Annotated in this window: 10 protein-coding genes and 2 pseudogenes; 4 read left to right on the top strand and 8 right to left on the bottom strand. The window is 73.7% G+C overall.

Features of this window, described 5'->3' with window-relative positions; translation table 11 throughout:
* Positions 1-186: 186 nt before the first annotated feature.
* Complete coding sequence (locus ACFV2J_RS03310; protein ID WP_385085576.1) at positions 187-1,878, bottom strand: DUF885 domain-containing protein; 1,692 nt, start codon at positions 1,876-1,878, stop codon at positions 187-189.
* A 63-nt stretch (positions 1,879-1,941) separates the two neighbouring features.
* Positions 1,942-2,448: an Lrp/AsnC family transcriptional regulator gene (locus tag ACFV2J_RS03305; protein ID WP_266697247.1), complete on the bottom strand. Its 507-nt coding sequence runs from the start codon at positions 2,446-2,448 to the stop codon at positions 1,942-1,944.
* A gap of 81 nt (positions 2,449-2,529) precedes the next feature.
* On the opposite strand from ACFV2J_RS03305, the gene ACFV2J_RS03300 reads away from it, so the two are divergent.
* A complete protein-coding gene (locus ACFV2J_RS03300) occupies positions 2,530-3,855 on the top strand; it encodes a trans-sulfuration enzyme family protein (RefSeq protein ID WP_385085575.1) in 1,326 nt (441 codons plus the stop codon).
* Positions 3,856-4,205: 350 nt separating this feature from the next.
* Here the strand turns inward: ACFV2J_RS03300 and ACFV2J_RS03295 are convergent, their stop codons facing one another.
* From ACFV2J_RS03295 to ACFV2J_RS03275, 5 genes and pseudogenes are all read right to left on the bottom strand, one after another.
* On the bottom strand, positions 4,206-5,720 hold the full coding sequence (locus ACFV2J_RS03295) for a GNAT family N-acetyltransferase (protein WP_385085573.1): 1,515 nt from the start codon (positions 5,718-5,720) through the stop codon (positions 4,206-4,208).
* Between the two features lie 147 nt (positions 5,721-5,867).
* Positions 5,868-8,549 (bottom strand): DUF6493 family protein, encoded by a 2,682-nt coding sequence (locus tag ACFV2J_RS03290; protein WP_385085571.1) that lies wholly within the window; start codon positions 8,547-8,549, stop codon positions 5,868-5,870.
* A gap of 164 nt (positions 8,550-8,713) precedes the next feature.
* Positions 8,714-8,884, bottom strand: a pseudogene (locus tag ACFV2J_RS03285) (SWIM zinc finger family protein); the annotation flags it as partial.
* A gap of 266 nt (positions 8,885-9,150) precedes the next feature.
* Complete coding sequence (locus ACFV2J_RS03280; RefSeq protein ID WP_385085569.1) at positions 9,151-10,749, bottom strand: alkaline phosphatase D family protein; 1,599 nt, start codon at positions 10,747-10,749, stop codon at positions 9,151-9,153.
* Positions 10,750-10,958: 209 nt separating this feature from the next.
* Positions 10,959-12,518, bottom strand: coding sequence for a PLP-dependent aminotransferase family protein (locus tag ACFV2J_RS03275; RefSeq protein WP_385437141.1), 1,560 nt, complete (start codon positions 12,516-12,518; stop codon positions 10,959-10,961).
* On the opposite strand from ACFV2J_RS03275, the pseudogene ACFV2J_RS03270 reads away from it, so the two are divergent.
* Positions 12,509-13,348: pseudogene (locus tag ACFV2J_RS03270) on the top strand (DMT family transporter); the annotation flags it as partial. The gene ACFV2J_RS03275 and the pseudogene ACFV2J_RS03270 sit on opposite strands and share 10 nt — an antisense overlap.
* A gap of 120 nt (positions 13,349-13,468) precedes the next feature.
* Here the strand turns inward: ACFV2J_RS03270 and ACFV2J_RS03265 are convergent.
* Positions 13,469-14,299 (bottom strand): alpha/beta fold hydrolase, encoded by an 831-nt coding sequence (locus ACFV2J_RS03265; protein WP_385097635.1) that lies wholly within the window; start codon positions 14,297-14,299, stop codon positions 13,469-13,471.
* A gap of 251 nt (positions 14,300-14,550) precedes the next feature.
* Between ACFV2J_RS03265 and ACFV2J_RS03260 the strand changes: the two genes are divergently transcribed.
* Positions 14,551-15,435, top strand: a complete 885-nt coding sequence (locus ACFV2J_RS03260; RefSeq protein ID WP_385437139.1) for an RNA polymerase sigma-70 factor — start codon at positions 14,551-14,553, stop codon at positions 15,433-15,435.
* Positions 15,436-15,685: 250 nt separating this feature from the next.
* Positions 15,686-16,447, top strand: a complete 762-nt coding sequence (locus ACFV2J_RS03255; protein ID WP_385437185.1) for a GntR family transcriptional regulator — start codon at positions 15,686-15,688, stop codon at positions 16,445-16,447.
* Positions 16,448-16,548 lie beyond the last annotated feature (101 nt).

Here is a 16,548-nt window from a genome sequence, read left to right as displayed (position 1 = left end):
GGGGGGGGCGCGTGCGGTGGGGCTCTGGCGGGGGGGACCACCCGCCCGGGCGCCCCCCCCCCCCCCCGGGGCCCCCCCCCCCGGGCGGGCCCCCCGGGCCGTGGGACCGTGCCGCCGAGTCCGTGCCGCCGTGAGTCCGTGCCGCCGTGGGACCGTGCCCGGCTGCCGTCGGTGGCTCGGCGGCGGTCAGAGCCGGGACAACTCGTCCACCAGGTCGTCCAGTCCCAGCGAACCCTGCGACAGGGCCGCCATGTGCCACGCCTTCGCGTCGAAGGCGTCCCCGTGACGCCGCCGCGCGTTCGCGCGGCCCTTCAGCCAGGCCCGCTCACCGAGTTTGTAGCCGATGGCCTGACCGGGGATCGAGAGATAGCGGGTCAGCTCGCTCTCGACGAAGTCCGCGGGCCGGCTGCTGTGCGCGCCGAAGAACTCCTCCGCCAGTTCGGGCGTCCAGCGCTCGCCGGGATGGAAGGGCGAGTCCGCGGGGATCTCCAGCTCCAGGTGCATACCGATGTCGACGATCACCCGGGCCGCGCGCATCATCTGCGCGTCCAGGTAGCCGAGCCGCTGCTCCGCGTCCGCGAGGAAGCCCAGTTCGTCCATCAGCCGCTCCGCGTACAGCGCCCAGCCTTCGCAGTTGGCGCTCACGATGCCCACGGTCGCCTGGTAGCGGGACAGGTCCTCGACGACGTGCACCCACTGTGCGAGCTGGAGGTGGTGCCCGGGAACGCCCTCGTGGTACCAGGTCGAGACGAGGTCGTACACGGGGAACCTGGTCTGCCCCATCGTGGGGAGCCAGGTCTGGCCGGGCCGGGAGAAGTCCGCCGACGGCGCGGTGTAGTAGGGAGCCGCGGCACCGCCCGGGGGCGCGATCCGGGACTCCACCTTCCGTACCGGCTCGGCGAGTTCGAAGTGCGTGCCGTCCAGGGCGTCGATCGCCTGGTCCATCAGGCCCTGGAGCCATGTCTGGACCTCGTCGACCCCCTCGATGTGCCTGCCGTGCTCGTCCAGGTGCGCCAGCGCCACCCAGGGCGTCCGGGCCCCGGGCAGGACCTTCTCGGCCTCGGTCCGCATCTCGGCGAGCAGCCGGTGGTACTCGGCCCAGCCGTACGCGTACGCCTCGTCGAGATCGAGATCCGTGCCGTTGAAGTAACGCGCCCAGCGCGCGTACCGCTCCCGGCCCACCGTGTTCGGCGCGCCCTGGATCGTGGGCGCGTACACGTCGCGCATCCAGTCGCGCAGCTCCACCAGGGCCCGGGTGGCCGTCCGCGCGGCGGTGTCCAGCTCCTCGCGCAGGGAGTCGGGGCCCGCGGACACGAAGTCCTCGAACCAGGCGCGGCCGTGCTCGTCCGGGGCGGACCACTCGGTGAGCTGGTCGACGAAGGTCGCGGTGGGACGTGGACCCGCGTAGAGCTTGCGTTCCAGACCGAGGGCGAGGGACTCGCGGTACCCCGCCAGCGCGGCCGGCACGGCGCGCAGCCGCTCGGCGATCGCCGCCCAGTCCTCGTCCGTCTCGGTCGGCGCGATGCTGAACACCTGCCGGACGGCGTGCGCGGCCGTGTGCATGTTGCCGACGGCGCGCAGTCCCTCCTCGGCGTCGTGCACGGCCAGTTCGGCGGTCAGCCGCTCGCGCAGCAGCCGCGCGCAGCGGCGCTCGGTGTCGCTGTCCGCGCCCGGCTGCCGCTCCGCCTCGTCGAGGCGGGCGAGGGTCGCCCGCGCCAGGTCCGCGAGGGCCCGCTGTCCCGCGGGCGAGGGGTCCGGGAGCCGGCCGGCGCTCTCCTTCACACCGAGGTACGTACCGAGGACCGGGTCGAGGGCGATGAGGTCGTCGACGTACGCGTCGGCGACCTCACGGGGCAGCGGGTTCTTCGTCTCTGACATGCCGACATCCTCATACGGGAACAGGTGCCGCGTCAGCCCGTCATCGCGTGCTTTTGGTCCGCATCAGCCCGATTTCGCTGTGGGCGTCGCGCCCGGCCCGGCAGGCGGCAGAAGAGGACCGCAGTCCCACTGCTGGAAGATCAACCGGGTCTCCACACGGGCGACTTCACGCCGGGAGGTGAACTCGTCGAGGACCAGGCGCTGGAGGTCGGCCATGTCCGCGACGGCGACCTGGACGAGATAGTCGTCGGGGCCGGTGAGATGGAAGACGGTGCGGGACTCCGGCAGGGCCCTGATCCGGTCCACGAACGGACCCACCAGCTCCCTGCGATGCGGTCTGACCTGCACGGACAGCAGTGCCTCCAGACCCCGGCCGAGCTTCGCCGGATCGAGCCGCAGCTGATGGCCGAGAATGACTCCCGCGCGGCGCAGCCGTGTCACCCGGTCCAGGCAGGTCGAGGGCGCGACGCCGACCTGCGCGGCGAGGTCGCGGTAGGTCGTCCGGGCGTCGTTCTGAAGCAGTCGCAGCAGATGAAGATCCACCGGATCGAGTACGACGGAATCGGCCATGGCCCGAACGTAACACGGGTTCCGGCGCCGTGACCCCGGTCGGTGTTCAGGCTGCTGTCCATGGACTTCGGCGGAGATGACATGGACGCGGACATACGCGGCACGCGCGACACCCGTATCGGTTCCGGCGGCGGTACCGGGCTCACGGGCACGGACACCGACACCGGCACCGGCACCGGCACGGGGACCCCCGACCCGCGGGGTGGTTCCCGCATCCGTACCCGCGCTCTGGCCACCGAGGCCGTGCACGCGGGGCGGGAGGATCTCGCCCGCGCCGGGCTGCACGCCGCACCGATAGACCTGTCGACCACCTATCCCTCGTACGACAGCCGGGGCGAAGCCGCCCGCATCGACGCGTTCGCGGCCGACGGCGCCGAACCGGAGGGGCCGCCCGTCTACGGACGCCTCGGCAACCCGACCGTCGCGCGCTTCGAGACCGCCCTCGCCCGGCTCGAAGGGACCGAGAGCGCGGTCGCGTTCGCCAGCGGAATGGCCGCGCTGAGCGCCGTCCTGCTCGTACGCAACGCGATGGGACTGCGTCACGTCGTCGCCGTGCGGCCGCTGTACGGATGCAGCGACCACCTGCTCACGGCCGGGCTGCTGGGCTCCGAGGTGACCTGGGTCGACCCGGCGGGCATCGAGGACGCCCTGCGCCCCGACACGGGGCTGGTCATGGTCGAGTCCCCGGCCAACCCGACGCTCGCCGAGATCGACCTGCGCGCCGTCGCGCACGCCTGCGGCTCCGTACCGCTCCTCGCCGACAACACCTTCGCCACGCCGGTGCTGCAACGCCCCGCGGAGCAGGGCGCGCGCCTGGTCCTGCACAGCGCCACCAAGTACCTCGGCGGGCACGGGGACGTCATGGCCGGAGTGGTCGCCTGCGACGAGGAGTTCGCCGGGCGGCTGCGCCAGGTGCGGTTCGCCACCGGTGGCGTCCTGCATCCGCTGGCCGGATATCTGCTGCTGCGGGGGCTGTCGACGCTGCCGGTACGGGTCCGTGCCGCGTCCGCGAGCGCCGCGGATCTCGCCGGCCGGCTCGCCGCCGACCCGCGCGTCTCCCGCGTCCACTACCCGCGGATCGGCGGCGCCATGATCGCGTTCGAGGTGCACGGGGACCCGCACGAGGTCATCGCCGGCGTCCGACTGATCACCCCCGCGGTCAGTCTCGGCAGCGTGGACAGCCTGATCCAGCATCCGGCCTCCATCAGCCACCGCATCGTCGCCGAGGGCGACCGTCGCGGTGCGGGCGTGAGCGACCGCCTGCTGCGGCTGTCGGTCGGGCTGGAGGACGTCGAGGACCTGTGGGCCGACCTGGACGGCGCGCTGGGACGCGCGACGGAGGTACGCCCGGCGCAGGCGGAGGGCCGCGACCGGCTGGAGGAACACGCGGGTTCGGCCACCCGGTGACGGGGGAGACCCCGGGCACCTCGCCCGGGGTCCCAGCAGTCGGCGGACGCCGCCGGGCTCGACCGCGGCCACGCTGATGGCGGCGTGCGCCCTGTTGCCCCTCCGCGGTGGTGGCGAGGGGCCCGAACAGACAGGAGCCCGGGGCGTGTTGCGGAAGTCCCGCCCGCCCCGCGTCCGCGACACGCCCCAAGGGCTGTCCCGTGATCCCCGGCGGGCACACGACGACAGCTACGGCACCTCGCCGCGTTGTCGGATCGCCCGGATACACCCAGTACGAGGACGGCCCTCCGCCTTGCGACGCACCGCATCCGGCGCCGCGCGCTGATCCACCGGGGATTTCGGGACTGCCCTTAGTCCCGCGTGACCCGCCCGCCGAGCGGTGACCCGTGTCGGTCCTGCTGGTCCTGGACGTACGGGAGCGTGGACGGGACCGGTGCCGAGTCCAGGCGCGCCGTGATCACGAGGGTGCCCTCCTCGATCTGGTAGTCGAGGGGGAGATCCAGGCCCCGCATCGCGGCGACCATCCCGGTGTTGGAGGCCTGCGTGACGGCGTACACGCTCGCGCACCCCGCCTCGACCGCCATCGCCACCAGACGGCCGACCAGCTCGGCACCGATTCCGCGCCGCTGCCAGTCGTCCTCGACGAGCAGCGCGATCTCGGTCTCGTCGCCGTCCCAGAGCAGATGGCCGAGCCCGACCATGCGCCCCGACGGCGTCCGGACGGCGAGGGTGCGGCCGAAGCGCGGGCTGAGCAGATGGTTGAGGTAGCGGTCCGCGTCCCCGACCGGCCCGTGGTACCGCATGGTCAGCGTGCGCGACGAGCAGCGCTCGTGCATCGCCCTGGCGTCCTCCAGGTCGGACACGTCGGCGCGGCGCACGGTGATCTCGTTGCCCTCCGGCAGCGTCAGCATGTCCTGGCCCCGGGGGACACGAGGACCCAGGCGCGCGTCCAGCTCGACCAGAGCCCGCGCCCGCGCGAACTCGGTCGGCGTGAACGGCAGGTACGGTCGCTCCACCGTGATCACCCCACCCTCCGGTGCGCGCAACCGCATCACCGTGTCCTCCAGCGCTCCTTCGACCGGCGCGCCCTCTACCGCCCGGCCCGATCCAGGAGACCTGGCGGGCAGCGAACGGATGGTGCACCGACCGAGCAACTGCCGGAGGGCCAGCGGAAGTTCCGCCGCGTCCAGGGCGGTTCGGGTGGCCAGGCCGAGTACGCGGGTGGGCGCGTCCACCAGATCGTGGGCGTCGGCCCGCTCGATCCAGGTGCCGGTGCCGCCCGCCTGGGAGAGCGCGCGGGTGATCCCGGACGCGGCCAGCCCGGCGGGAGCGCGCAGCAGGAACTCGTCCACGGTCCCTTCCGCGAGCGGGTGGGTCTGCAGGCTGAGGATGTCGACCCGCTGATGCGCGAGCGCCGTGCACAGCGCGGCGAGCGAACCCGGTTCGTCCCTGACGGTCGTCCGCATCCGCCACAGCACCGTCGCCCCGTCGGCGTCCTCCCGCGCCGCGGCGGTCTCCTCGTTCTCCTTGTCCTCCCTGTTTTCCCTGGGTTCCTTGTTCTCCGTGGACCGCCCGGACCGCCCGGACCGCCCGGACCGTCGCCCGGCGCCGAGCGGCCGGGCACCGGTATGGTCCGGCGGCGGCGCGTGACCGTGGCGGCGTGCCCACCATGTGTGGAATCCGGCCGTGGCGACCAGGACGGCGGCCGAGATCACCAGCAGGGCCGCTCCGTCGGGGCCGTGCCCGATCAGGTTGGCCACGGCGTCCGCGACCGTGACGGCCGTGAACAGCGCGGCGAGTTCCACGACGTCCCGCCGCCAGTGGTGAACAGGACGACCGTGCCTCGCACGGGTCACATCAGACATCTCTGGAGTCATGGAGCCACTGTGAAGGAGTGGTGTTGCGTGATCACGAACGGTCTGTGACTGATCGGTAAAGTGTCCTTCTATCCCTTTTGTAGTTCTTTTTGCGGTTGTTTTGCCTGCTTCGGAGCGCCTGGGTTACGCGCCTGGTCAGGCACCCGCCCCTTGGGTCAGCGCGGTCCGGAGCCGACGAGCCTGTGTCACCACTTTGGACGAGCCACGTCGGTCGGCCGTCTGCGCGAGATGGACGAGATCACCACGCGCCCCGGACCGCTCGGCGGACTCCGCGGCGACGGACAGCAGATCCCCCAGCCCCCGCGAGGGCGCGCCGCCCGCGCCCGCCCCGGCGAGATCGGCCAGCAGGAGCGGCAGCGCGGAGCGGAGCACCGACCAGACCGTCGCGTGGGCGCCGGTGCCCGCCGCCGTCCGTATCGCCTCGGCGAGCCGCGCCGGCTTCACGGCGCCCCGGCGCACCAACTGGCCGAGATCCGCCCCGAGTCGGTCCGCGTCCAGCCGCCCGCGCGCGGCCAGGACCAGCAGGGCGTCCACCGTCGCCAGCCGGTCCTCCGGGTGCCGCGCGCCGAGTCCGTAGGCCAGACACAGATGCACGGCCTCGCCGGCCTCACCGTCGGCCTCGGCGAGGAGGGGGAGAAAGGCGGCGGTGCCCCGGGTGTCGTCCACGGCGGCCGCGGAGACGTCACGCAGCAGTCGGGCGGCGGCCAGCTCCGGCCGCCCCGGGGCGACCGCCAGCCAGTGCTGCCGCTCGGACCCGTCCTCGTGCGAGCAGTACGAGCGTCCTTCGAAGACGGAGAACGGACGCCCCAGTCGCTGGAACGCCGGCGGGAACCGTCCTAGCAGCTCCTCGTGTTCGCCCGCCTCCAGCAGGATGCGCACGCCCACGGTCCGTCGCCGCTCCACCGGGCCGGCCGGCTCCCCGGCGGTGAGCCAGTCGGCCAGCCGTGTGCCCTCGGCTGTGCCGAGAGAACGCGCCCGATCCGCGACGGAGGTGTCCGGCGCGCAGGTGTCCCGCGCGCAGATGTCCGGCGCGGAGGCGTCCCGCCGGACCCGGAGCAACGCCTGTGCGAAATCGGTGGCGCACGGCCGGATGCCGAGTCGCCGGTACGCGTCGAGGCGCTCGACCAGCTCGTCGGGTTCCAGCAGGCCCGTGCTCCAGGACGGGGTGGCCAGCAGGAACGGCGGCGCTTCCGCCGTCCGCAGCCGATGGGCGACCTCCCACACGCGTGCCTCGACGACGTCGGCCAGGGCGCTGTGCCTGCAGGCGCGGCGCGTGGTGTCCCGCCGGACCGCCGTGTGGAGCGTGGCCGTACGTATCCGGCCCAGCAGTGCGGCGAGGACGACCTCGATGCCGCGCGGCGCTTCGCCGAAGTACGTGTCCACATCGGGGTGCCGGGGCTCCGAGGTGGACCACCACCGTCGCGCGACGGCGGGTTCCAGGGCCTGGATCAGCCGGGCCCGGTCCTCGTACGCGTGTCGTACCAGCCCGTCCAGGATGCGCTCGAACGCGGCCACGTCACCGCCGGACGCGGGCAGGGCACGGACCTCCTCGGCCAGTTCGACCGCCGACGCCGGGGCCGGGGCGAGTCGCGTCCGCTCCGGGACGGGCGGGAGTACGTCCTTCTGGGGCTCCGGGGTGGGCACGAGCGCGTCGAGACCCAGCAGCCGTTCGGCCCGTGCGCGCAGGGCGGGGCCGAGACGGTCCGCCGCCTCGGTGAGCGACTCCCGTGCTCCGTCGGCTCCGTCCAGCGCGCCGGCGTGGCGCTCCACGATCTTCAGGGCACGCTCCTGCAGGTCCGTGTCCTCCTGCCCGAGGGCCCGCACCACCGCGGGCAGCAGTTCGGCGGCGCTGCCCGGATCACGTGCGAGAGCCTTGCCGAGCAGCACGAGCTGGGCGCGCACGAGCTTCTTCTCCGTGCGGAACAGCACGGCCGAGGACATCTCCGCGAGCCGGCGGGGTGTCAGGCCACCTTCGAGGGCGAGGGAGGCGAGCACGGACTGGGCGTGGGCGGCGACGGGAGCCGCGGACGCGCGGGTCAGCGCCATCCAGTCGGCCAGGCGGTCCCGCCGTTCCTCGCCCGTGAGGTCCAGGGAGGTCAACAGGCCGAGGAACGCCCGCAGTTCCTTCGAGGGGCCGCCGCGCAGCAGTCGGGCGAGGCAGGCGTCGACCATCACCGTGCGGTCGAGTACCCCGTCCTCGGTCAGCCGGGCCAGCGCGTACGTCCAGCTGTTCGGACCCTCGCCGTACCGCCACTCCACACGACCGCCGATGCCGTCGACCTTGAAGAGCGCGGCGACCAGCTCCGGCAGATGCGGATCCTTGCGCAGCCGGTCGAGCACGGTGTCCCCGCGCTGCCAGCCGGAGCCGACGTGATCCATCCAGCCCTGGACGTAGGCGTCGGTCGTCGGCGCCGGGCAGCCGGAGAGCCGCACGAGTCCGGCCATCAGCGCGTAGGGGACGGCGCCGGTCGCGAAGGGACGCCGGGCGAGCCGGTGGGTCACGTCGGCGAGCCAGTCGGGCTCGCGGTCCCCGAGCACGTCGAGGAGCACGGCCGGCGAGGCCTGGGCCCACCGCATGTCGGCCGCCGCGATCCAGGTGGCCACGCCCGCGGCGCCGGTCTGGCAGGCCGCCCCCGCCAGATGCAGCGTGGGCCAGGCGCGACGGGACGCCGCGTCCCACGGAGCGCCCCGCAACTCGCTCCGCAGGGCCTTCAACTCAGGTACGAGCGCGCCCCGTTCGACGTCCGTCATCCCGTCGAGCAGGCTCACGGCCTCGGCCGTCCGCCCCGTCCGTACCGCTTCCAGCAGTGAACTCATCACCCGTCCCCGTCGATTCGTGCCGTGCCCGGACCCACGCGCCCTCCCGGTACACAGCGTGAGGGTGAACCCCATACCGGGCAGGACGACTTCCCGGGCCCCGGCGACGCGGGCGTCGGCGGCCGGCGAACCGGCGGCGACCGGAGGGACGTACACCCGCGGGGACCGGTCGCCTCCACCTGAGGTGACGTCAGGAATCCTGTGACGAACCGGGGATGGTCCTCGACTCCGGTCGGGGTCGCGCCCTGCGAGGTCTGGAGCCCCAGCCCGCCGCCCGGGACGGACTCCCTCACGGAGGGTCGGGTGTGGGCCACGGCCCGCAGAGATCGTGTCATGGGAAAACCGTAGACGCGACCACTGACAACCGGCCTCCGACCTGCGAACCCGCCCGTCGCGGCGGTTCGGAGGACGGCTCCCCGGGGCCGCCGCGAAGGCCCGTGTCACGGGTCCGGTACGACGACGGGCGCGCGAGGCGGAGAGGGGGCGCCGGGGCCGGCGGAGCACGCGGCGGCGCGTGCGGCCACGCGGGCGCGCACCGGGGGATGACTCCGGTGCGCGACCCGACATGTCGAGGGTACGGGAGTCGGGAGGTGCCGTGGAGCTACTGCCCCACACGTCCCGGCTGAAGCACCTGTGTGAACAGCACGCTGCCGTCCTGCTCCCGCAGACGCACCGTCAACTCCCCGCTGTCGCCGTCGATGTCGACCTCTCCGAAGAACTGGTACCCCTCGGCCGGGGAGACGTTGGCGGCCGTGGGCGCCTTGACGAAGACCCGGTCCGGGCCGAAGGTGCCGTCCAGGGCGCTCGCCGGGAACGCGCCCGCGTTGAGCGGTCCGGAGACGAACTCCCAGAAGGGCTCGAAGTCCTTGAACGCGGCCCGCGACGGGTGGTAGTGCTGTGCCGAGGTGTGGTGCACGTCGGCCGTCAGCCAGACCGTTCCGGTGATCCTGCGGTGCTTGACGAACCGCAGCAGCTCCGCGATCTGCAGTTCGCGGCCGAGCGGAGCGCCCGGGTCGCCCTGGGCGACGGCCTCGAAGTTCGGCTTGCCCTCGCCCGGGTCGGGCACGACCAGCCCGAGCGGCATGTCGTTGGCGATCACCTTCCACACCGCACGCGAAGCGGCCAGTTCGCGCTTGAGCCAATCCAGTTGCTCGCGCCCGAGGATGCCCTGCGGGTCGGTGGTCTGGTCGTCGGCCGAGTTGGCGTTGCGGTAGGTCCGCATGTCCAGCACGAACACGTCGAGGAGCGGGCCGTGGTGGACGGTCCGGTAGATCCTGCCGTCGGGGCGCCCGCTGATCGTGGAGATCGGGAAGTACTCGGAGAAGGCACGCCGGGAACGGACCGCCAGGTCGTCGAGGGCCGTACCGGCCGGGTAGGGCGTGCCGGTCCCGATGACCTCTCCCGGGTACCAGTTGTTGCGGACCTCGTGGTCGTCCCACTGGATGATGTTCGGTACCTGGGCGTTGAAGCGGCGCAGCGCGGAATCCAGCAGGTTGTAGCGGAAGTTGCCCCGGTAGTCGGCCAGGGTGACCGCGACGTGCGACTTCTCCTCGGTGGTGACGTTCCGGTACACACCGCCGTCCGGAAGCGCCGCGGTGGCCGCGATCGGGCCGTCGGCGTAGATGTTGTCGCCGCTGCACAGGAAGAAGTCCGGGTCCACCTTCGCCATCGCGTCGAAGATCCGGTAGCCGCCGATCGACTCGTTGATGCCCCAGCCCTGTCCGGCCAGGTCACCGGACCAGACGAACCGCACGTCCCGGCGCCGCTTCGCGGGCGCGGTCCGGAAGGTGCCCGTCACCGGCTCGCCGGTGCGCCGGGGGTCGTCGGCGTCGGCGAGCAGGACGCGGTAATGGATCTGCTCGCCCGCGGGCAGCCCGCGCAGCCGGGTCGTACCGGTGAAGTCCGTGTCCGCGCCGAGCAGCGGTCCGTGCCACCGGCGCGGGTTGCGGAACGACTCGGTCGCGGACGTCTCGACGATCATCCGGGCCGGGCGGTCGGAACGGACCCACACCAGACCGGAGTCCGCGGTCACGTCGCCGGCCTGGACGCCCCAGCCGGCCTTCGGCCGTCCGGACAGGGCCAGCGCCGGGGCGGCGCCGAGCGCGGTGGGCAGCGCCAGTGCGGCCGAGGCGGCCAGCGTGCCGCGCAGCACGCCGCGGCGGCCGGGGAGCGGGAGGGGGCCTTGCGGACGGTGTGACATGAATGCGCCTCCAGGGACGGAACCGGCCGGTGTGCAAGCCACAACTACTGGTGCGCCGCAGCGGGTACGGAAACCGTGAGTGAACAACTGGCCCTGGGGGCAACGGAATCGGCCGTGCCTCCCAGGTCGAGCGGGCGCCGGCCCGCACCTGTACCGGTGGGTGGGCCGGGCCCTCGGGCGAACCCGCTGAGGGCTCCCCGCCCGGCCGCTCACCTTGACGGGCCCTGGCCCCGTACCGCCGTCGCCAGCAGCCGTACCCCGTCGCGGATCTGCGCGGGGGACCGGTGCGCGTAACCGAGGACCAGACGCACGCCACCCGCCCGCACGGCCCGCTCGTAGTCCGTCAGCGGACGCACCGCCACCCCGGCGGCGGTGGCCCGCAGCAGGAAGCGGTGCTGCGGCCCGTACCGGTCCGGCAACGCGGCGATGACGTGCAGACCCGCCGCGATCCCGGACACCTCCGTGCCCGGAAAGTGCTCCGCGAGGGCCGAGACGAGGGCGTCCCGCCGTTCCCGGTAGGCGCGCCGGCAGCGGCGCAACTGCCGGTCGTAGTCGCCCCGTTCCACGAATCGCGCCAGGAGCGCCTGGTCGACGACGGGGTTGCCCAGGTCCATGGTGCGCTTGCGCGCGACGACCTCCGCGGCGAGTGACGCCGGTACGAGCAGCCAGCCGAGCCGCAGACCGGGCGCCAGCGACTTGCTGACCGACCCCGTGTAGGCGACCCGCTCGGGATCGAGCCCCTGAAGTGCCCCAACGGGAGCCCGGTCGTAGCGGAAGTCCCCGTCGTAGTCGTCCTCGATGACCAGCCCGTCCACCGAGCGTGCCCAGTCGAGGAGTTCGGCGCGGCGCCGCGCGGAGTACGCGATCCCGGAGGGGAACTGATGGGCGGGCGTCGTCACCACCGCCCGTACGCCGGACGCCCGCAGCGGTCCCATGGCCAGCCCCTCCCCGTCCAGCGGCAGCGGTACGGTGCCGACCGCCGCCGAGGCGTACAGGGCACCGTGCTCGGGGCTGCCGGGGTCCTCGACACCGACGGCGCGCGTCCCGCGCGCGTGGAGTGCGAATCCGAGCAGCGTCATCGCCTGCGCGACCCCGGACACCACGACGACGCGCTCCGGGTCCGCGACCACGCCCCGGCGGCGCACGAGCAGTTCCGCCACGGCGGTGCGCAGCCGGGGCAGACCGCGCGGATCCGGGTAGCCCAGTGCGTGGTGCGGCAGTTCGGCGAGGACCCCGCGCTGGGCGGCGGCCCAGGCGGCGCGCGGGAACAGGGACAGGTCCGGTGTCCCGGGAAGGAAGTCGGCGCCGGCCCCGGTGGGGCGCGGGGCGAGATCGCGGGCGGCCGGGCGGCCCGCGCGAACGGCGTCGCCGACCCAGGTCCCCGCGCCGTGGCCACTGCGCAGATATCCCTCCGCGGCCAACTGCTCGTACGCCTCGGTGACCAGCCCCCGCGACACTCCGAGATCGACGGCCAGCTCACGGCTGGACGGCAGCCGGGTGCCCGGCGCCAGCCGGCCCGTACGGACCGCCTCCCGCAGCGCGCCCTGAAGCGCGCGGCCACGCGCGCGTGCCGGCGCCGAAGCGGTCGGCAGGAGCAGCTCCCAGGCGGCGGTCCAGGGCGCGGGGCCCGCCGGGCCGGGGCCGCTCCGGGCCGAGGCGTCCGGATCGGGGATGTGCGGGGCGGAGCCATCCGGGTCGGGGGTGCGCGGGGCGGGGGTGTGCTGGGCGGGAGCCTCCGGCCCGCCCCGACTGGTCCCCGATGACGTCATGGAAGTGGACCTTAAACCGGACCGCGACCCTTCGTAGCGTCGTCGTCATGAACGCCACCACCAGGGGGTCGCTGCTCGCCGCCCTCGCCTGTGTCCTCGTCGGAGGCTCCTTCACCGCCAACAGCGTCCTCGGCCACTACCCGTACGCGGGCGGCCAGTTCCTGCGCTACGGCCTCGCCTGCGCGCTGCTGCTGCCCCTGGTCGGCCGCCATGGCACGGCACCGCTGCGTCGGCTCGCGCCGCGCCAGTGGGCGCGGCTCGCGCTGCTCGCGGCCGTGGGCATGGTCGGCTTCAACCTCGCCGTGCTCGCGGCGGAACGCACCGCGGAACCGGCGGTCCCGGGTGTCTTCGTGGGCTGTGCCCCGGTCGTCGTGGCGGTGTTCGTCCCCCTCGCCGAGGGGCGCCGTCCGCGGCGCCGGGTCCTCTACGGGGCGGCGCTCGTCGCGCTGGGCGCCTGCACCGTCCAGGGCTGGGGCCGGACCGACGGCGTGGGCATCGCGTACTCCGGGTGCGCGCTGGCCGGCGAGGTGGGCTTCGCGGTCCTCGCCGTGCCGGTGTTGCGTCCCCTGGGCCCGCGGCTCCTGTCGGCCACCGTGTGCGGGATCGCCGCGCTGGAGTCGGCGGCGGCCGGGATCCTCACCGGCGGTGGTGGGCTGCGGACGCCCGACGCCGCCGAGGCCGCCGCGCTGCTGTGGCAGGCGGTGGTGGTCACGGTCGTCGGCTTCGTGGCCTGGTACACGGGCGTGCAGCGCATCGGCGCGGAGCGCGCCACGCTCTTCTCCGGTCTCATCCCCGTCGCGGCGGCCTGGACCGCGCCGCTCGTCGGCACGGGCACGTACGGCGCCGCGCAGGCCGCCGGCAGCGTGCTGGTCGGTACGGGAGTCGCCCTGGGCTCCGGAGCACGGGTGCGCCGGGCCGGGAGACGTACCCCGGCCGCCGGCACACCGTGTTCAGCGGCTGCCGTCGAGGATGACGCGGGCTACGAGCGCGGGGTCGTCGTTCATCGGGACGTGTCCGCAGCCGGGCAGCCGCACCAGCCGGGCCCGCGGAATGATCTGCTTGGCGCGGATCCCCTGACGGCGCACCAGCAGCCGGTCCCGGGTGCCCCAGGCCACGGTGACGGGCAGTCCCGGGACGTCGTCCGTGAACTGGACGGTGATGCCCGCCCGTAGCGTCTCGGCGAATCCCTCCGCGTGCGCCAGCGCCAGGGTCTCCGCGACGACGGCCTCGGGTGAACGGCGGCCGGGCCGGGCGTAGATGGTGCTGGTCAGGACGGCCCGTCCGACCGCGGTGCGCGAGAGGCGTTCGACCGCGGGAAGCGGCAGCCGTCGCGCACCCTGCCGCATCGCCATCAGCACCCCGAACGCGTACCGCCGCTCGGCCGTCGTCCAGAAACCGGCGGGCGAGAGCGCGGTGACGGACCGTACGCGTTTCTCGCGGCCCAGTTCCAGGGCGAGGAGCCCGCCCAGCGAGTTGCCCGCCACATGCGGCCGGTCGAGCCCCAGCGCCTCGCACAGCGCGCCGAGCACGGGCACCACCGTACCGAGGCCGTGCGTGAGCCCTTCGGGCAGCGCCGGGGACGCGCCGAACCCCGGCAGGTCGACGGCGATCACCTCGCGCTCGGCGGCCAGGATGTGGACGACCGGGTCCCAGGCCTGCCGGTGGTGACCGATACCGTGCAGCAGGAGCAGCGGTTCCCCGGTGCCCACGCGCGCGTAGGACATGGTCACGGTCTTCGGGCCGTGCGCGGAGGGGAGGCTGAAGGAGACCGTGGCGGACATGATGCTGCTCCTCGTCTGGTGGCACGCTGCCGGAACCAACGTCGTAGACAGCTTGTCAGCAACCGCTACCGACGGGTAGCCCCCGGTGGCCGGGAACCGAGCGACGCGCGCGCGTGCCCGTCCCCGCGCCGCCGCGACCAGCCTCCCCGTCAACTCCCCCCGCCTGCCCACGGATCGGCCTCCCGGCGCCCCGCCCGGTGCGGAGCACGTGCCGCCTGGACAGGGCGGGACGCGTCGGCTGGGATGGAGAGGTGACCACCGACACCGCGACCGAGGTCTTCGAAGAACACCGCTCCGTCCTCATGGGCGTCGCCTACCGCATGCTGGGACGGGTGGCGGACGCGGAGGACGTGGTCCAGGAGGCCTGGCTCCGCTGGTCGGGCGCGGACCGGAGCGAGGTCCGCGAACCGCGCGGCTACCTGGTGCGCGTCACCACCCGGCTCGCCATCGACCGGCTGCGCCAGGTGCGGTCGCGCAACGAGGCGTACGTGGGGCCTTGGCTCCCCGAACCGTACGTCACCGACTTCGGGGACACCGTCGGTGACACCGCCGAGCGGGCCGTGCTCGCCGACTCCGTCTCGCTCGCCGTCCTCGTCGTCCTGGAGTCCCTGTCCCCCCTGGAACGCGCGGTGTTCGTGCTCAGGGAGGCCTTCGGCTTCCCGTACGCGGAGATCGCCGCCGTCCTGGAGCGCGGCGAGCCGGCGGTGCGCCAGCTCGCCGCGCGGGCCCGCAGGCACGTCGACGAGAAGCGTCCGCGCTACGAGGTCGACCCGGCCGAACGCCGCGACCTGACCGAACGGTTCCTCGCCGCGGCGGTGGAGGGGGACCTGGAGGGGCTCATGTCCCTGCTGGCCCCGGACGTCCGGCTCGTCGGCGACAGCGGTGGCCTGTCCAAGGCGCCGCTGCGGGTCATCGAAACGGCCGACAAGGTGGGCCGGTTCCTCCTCGGAGTCGCGGGGAAGGGCGCCCTCGGCCTCTCGTTCCGCTTCCTGGAGCTCAACGGCGGCGCGGCGGTGCTGGTCCTGTCCGGCGACAAGCCGGACAGCGTCCTCCAACTCGACGTCGTGGACGGCCGGATCAGGTGCGTCTACATCGTGCGCAACCCGGAGAAGCTCGTGTCCCTGGGCAACCAGTAGTCCCACCGGCCCCCTACCAGCCGAAAGCCCCCGTTCCGCGGACGGGGGCTTTCGGCGTCATGTCGGGAACGTCACCCAGCGCGAACGGTCCGTGAACGCTCCGCGCCACCCCCCTATGCAATCCGTAAGGGATCGAGGATTGGTCTTGACCAAGGGTGAGGGCGGCTTTATGGTCGCAGAGATAGTGCAGGAACCTTTAATAAACAAGGGCGCTAAACGCCGCCGGGTCACGGCGATTGCGGAGGACAGGGTGGGGACCACGCAGCTGGAAACGGTGCCGGAGCCTAAGTACTGGCATCTCAGGACGGTGCTCAGCGAGGCACTGGACTCCGAGTTCTCGGTGGGTGAGATCCTGCCCAACGAGCGCGATCTCGCGGCCAGGTTCGGGGTCGCCCGGGCGACCTTGCGCCAGGCACTCGAACAGCTCGAGCTGGAAGGGCGTCTTCAGCGGCGTCGCGGAGTGGGCACCACCGTGGCACCGCCGCGCGTGGGCGTGGCCGTCGGATCCGAGCAGCACGTCTGGCCGGGTGCGGTCGGAGACGCCTGGCAGCCCATGGACTGCGTGACGGCGGTTCCGCCCACCGCGGTGGCCGACGCGCTGGAGACGGGCCACGACGTCGAGGTGCACACCATCCGCCGCTCCCGGGGCACGCACGGCCAGCCGGTCGCCGCCGAGCTGCTCTACGTGCCGGCGGGCTCGGTGCCCGACCTCTCGGCGATAGACGCGCCCGCCGGGGTGGCACGCGCGCGTGCCGTCCTGCGTGAACTGCAGCGTCTCGACCTGGACGGCCAGGACCGCGCGGTCGAACTCGGCTCGGCCCGCGCGGACGACGCCAAGGAGCTCGACCGGCTGCCCGGAGCGCCCGTCCTCGTCGTCACCACCCGGTTCTACGCGCGGGGGCGCACCGCGGCGGTCTCCGTGGCCACGTACCGCGCCGACACCTGCCGCCTGACCTTCGGGGACTCGGGCGGCGTGGAGATCCACCACGACCCGGAGCGCCGGGCCTCCTGAACTCCCGGAGCTCGGGCTGCCGCCGAGCCGTAGCCGTGGGGGGGCCCGCCCCCCCCCGGGCGGGGCGGGGTGTTCACCCGCCAGCTCTCTGCCCGCGCGGC

The organism is Streptomyces sp. NPDC059668, from assembly GCF_042734135.1.
Taxonomy (GTDB): domain Bacteria; phylum Actinomycetota; class Actinomycetes; order Streptomycetales; family Streptomycetaceae; genus Streptomyces.
The sequence above is the reverse complement of the archived record's forward strand: the minus strand, read 5'-3'. Positions and strand labels throughout refer to the sequence as shown.

Bases quoted from the DNA above. Each gene is read 5' to 3' on its own strand.
- ACFV2J_RS03310 (WP_385085576.1), bottom strand. From the start codon at position 1,878: ATGTCAGAGACGAAGAACCCGCTGCCCCGTGAGGTCGCCGACGCGTAC.
- ACFV2J_RS03305 (WP_266697247.1), bottom strand. From the start codon at position 2,448: ATGGCCGATTCCGTCGTACTCGATCCGGTGGATCTTCATCTGCTGCGA.
- ACFV2J_RS03300 (WP_385085575.1), top strand. From the start codon at position 2,530: ATGGACGCGGACATACGCGGCACGCGCGACACCCGTATCGGTTCCGGC.
- ACFV2J_RS03295 (WP_385085573.1), bottom strand. From the start codon at position 5,720: ATGTCTGATGTGACCCGTGCGAGGCACGGTCGTCCTGTTCACCACTGG.
- ACFV2J_RS03290 (WP_385085571.1), bottom strand. From the start codon at position 8,549: ATGAGTTCACTGCTGGAAGCGGTACGGACGGGGCGGACGGCCGAGGCC.
- ACFV2J_RS03280 (WP_385085569.1), bottom strand. From the start codon at position 10,749: ATGTCACACCGTCCGCAAGGCCCCCTCCCGCTCCCCGGCCGCCGCGGC.
- ACFV2J_RS03275 (WP_385437141.1), bottom strand. From the start codon at position 12,518: ATGACGTCATCGGGGACCAGTCGGGGCGGGCCGGAGGCTCCCGCCCAG.
- ACFV2J_RS03265 (WP_385097635.1), bottom strand. From the start codon at position 14,299: ATGTCCGCCACGGTCTCCTTCAGCCTCCCCTCCGCGCACGGCCCGAAG.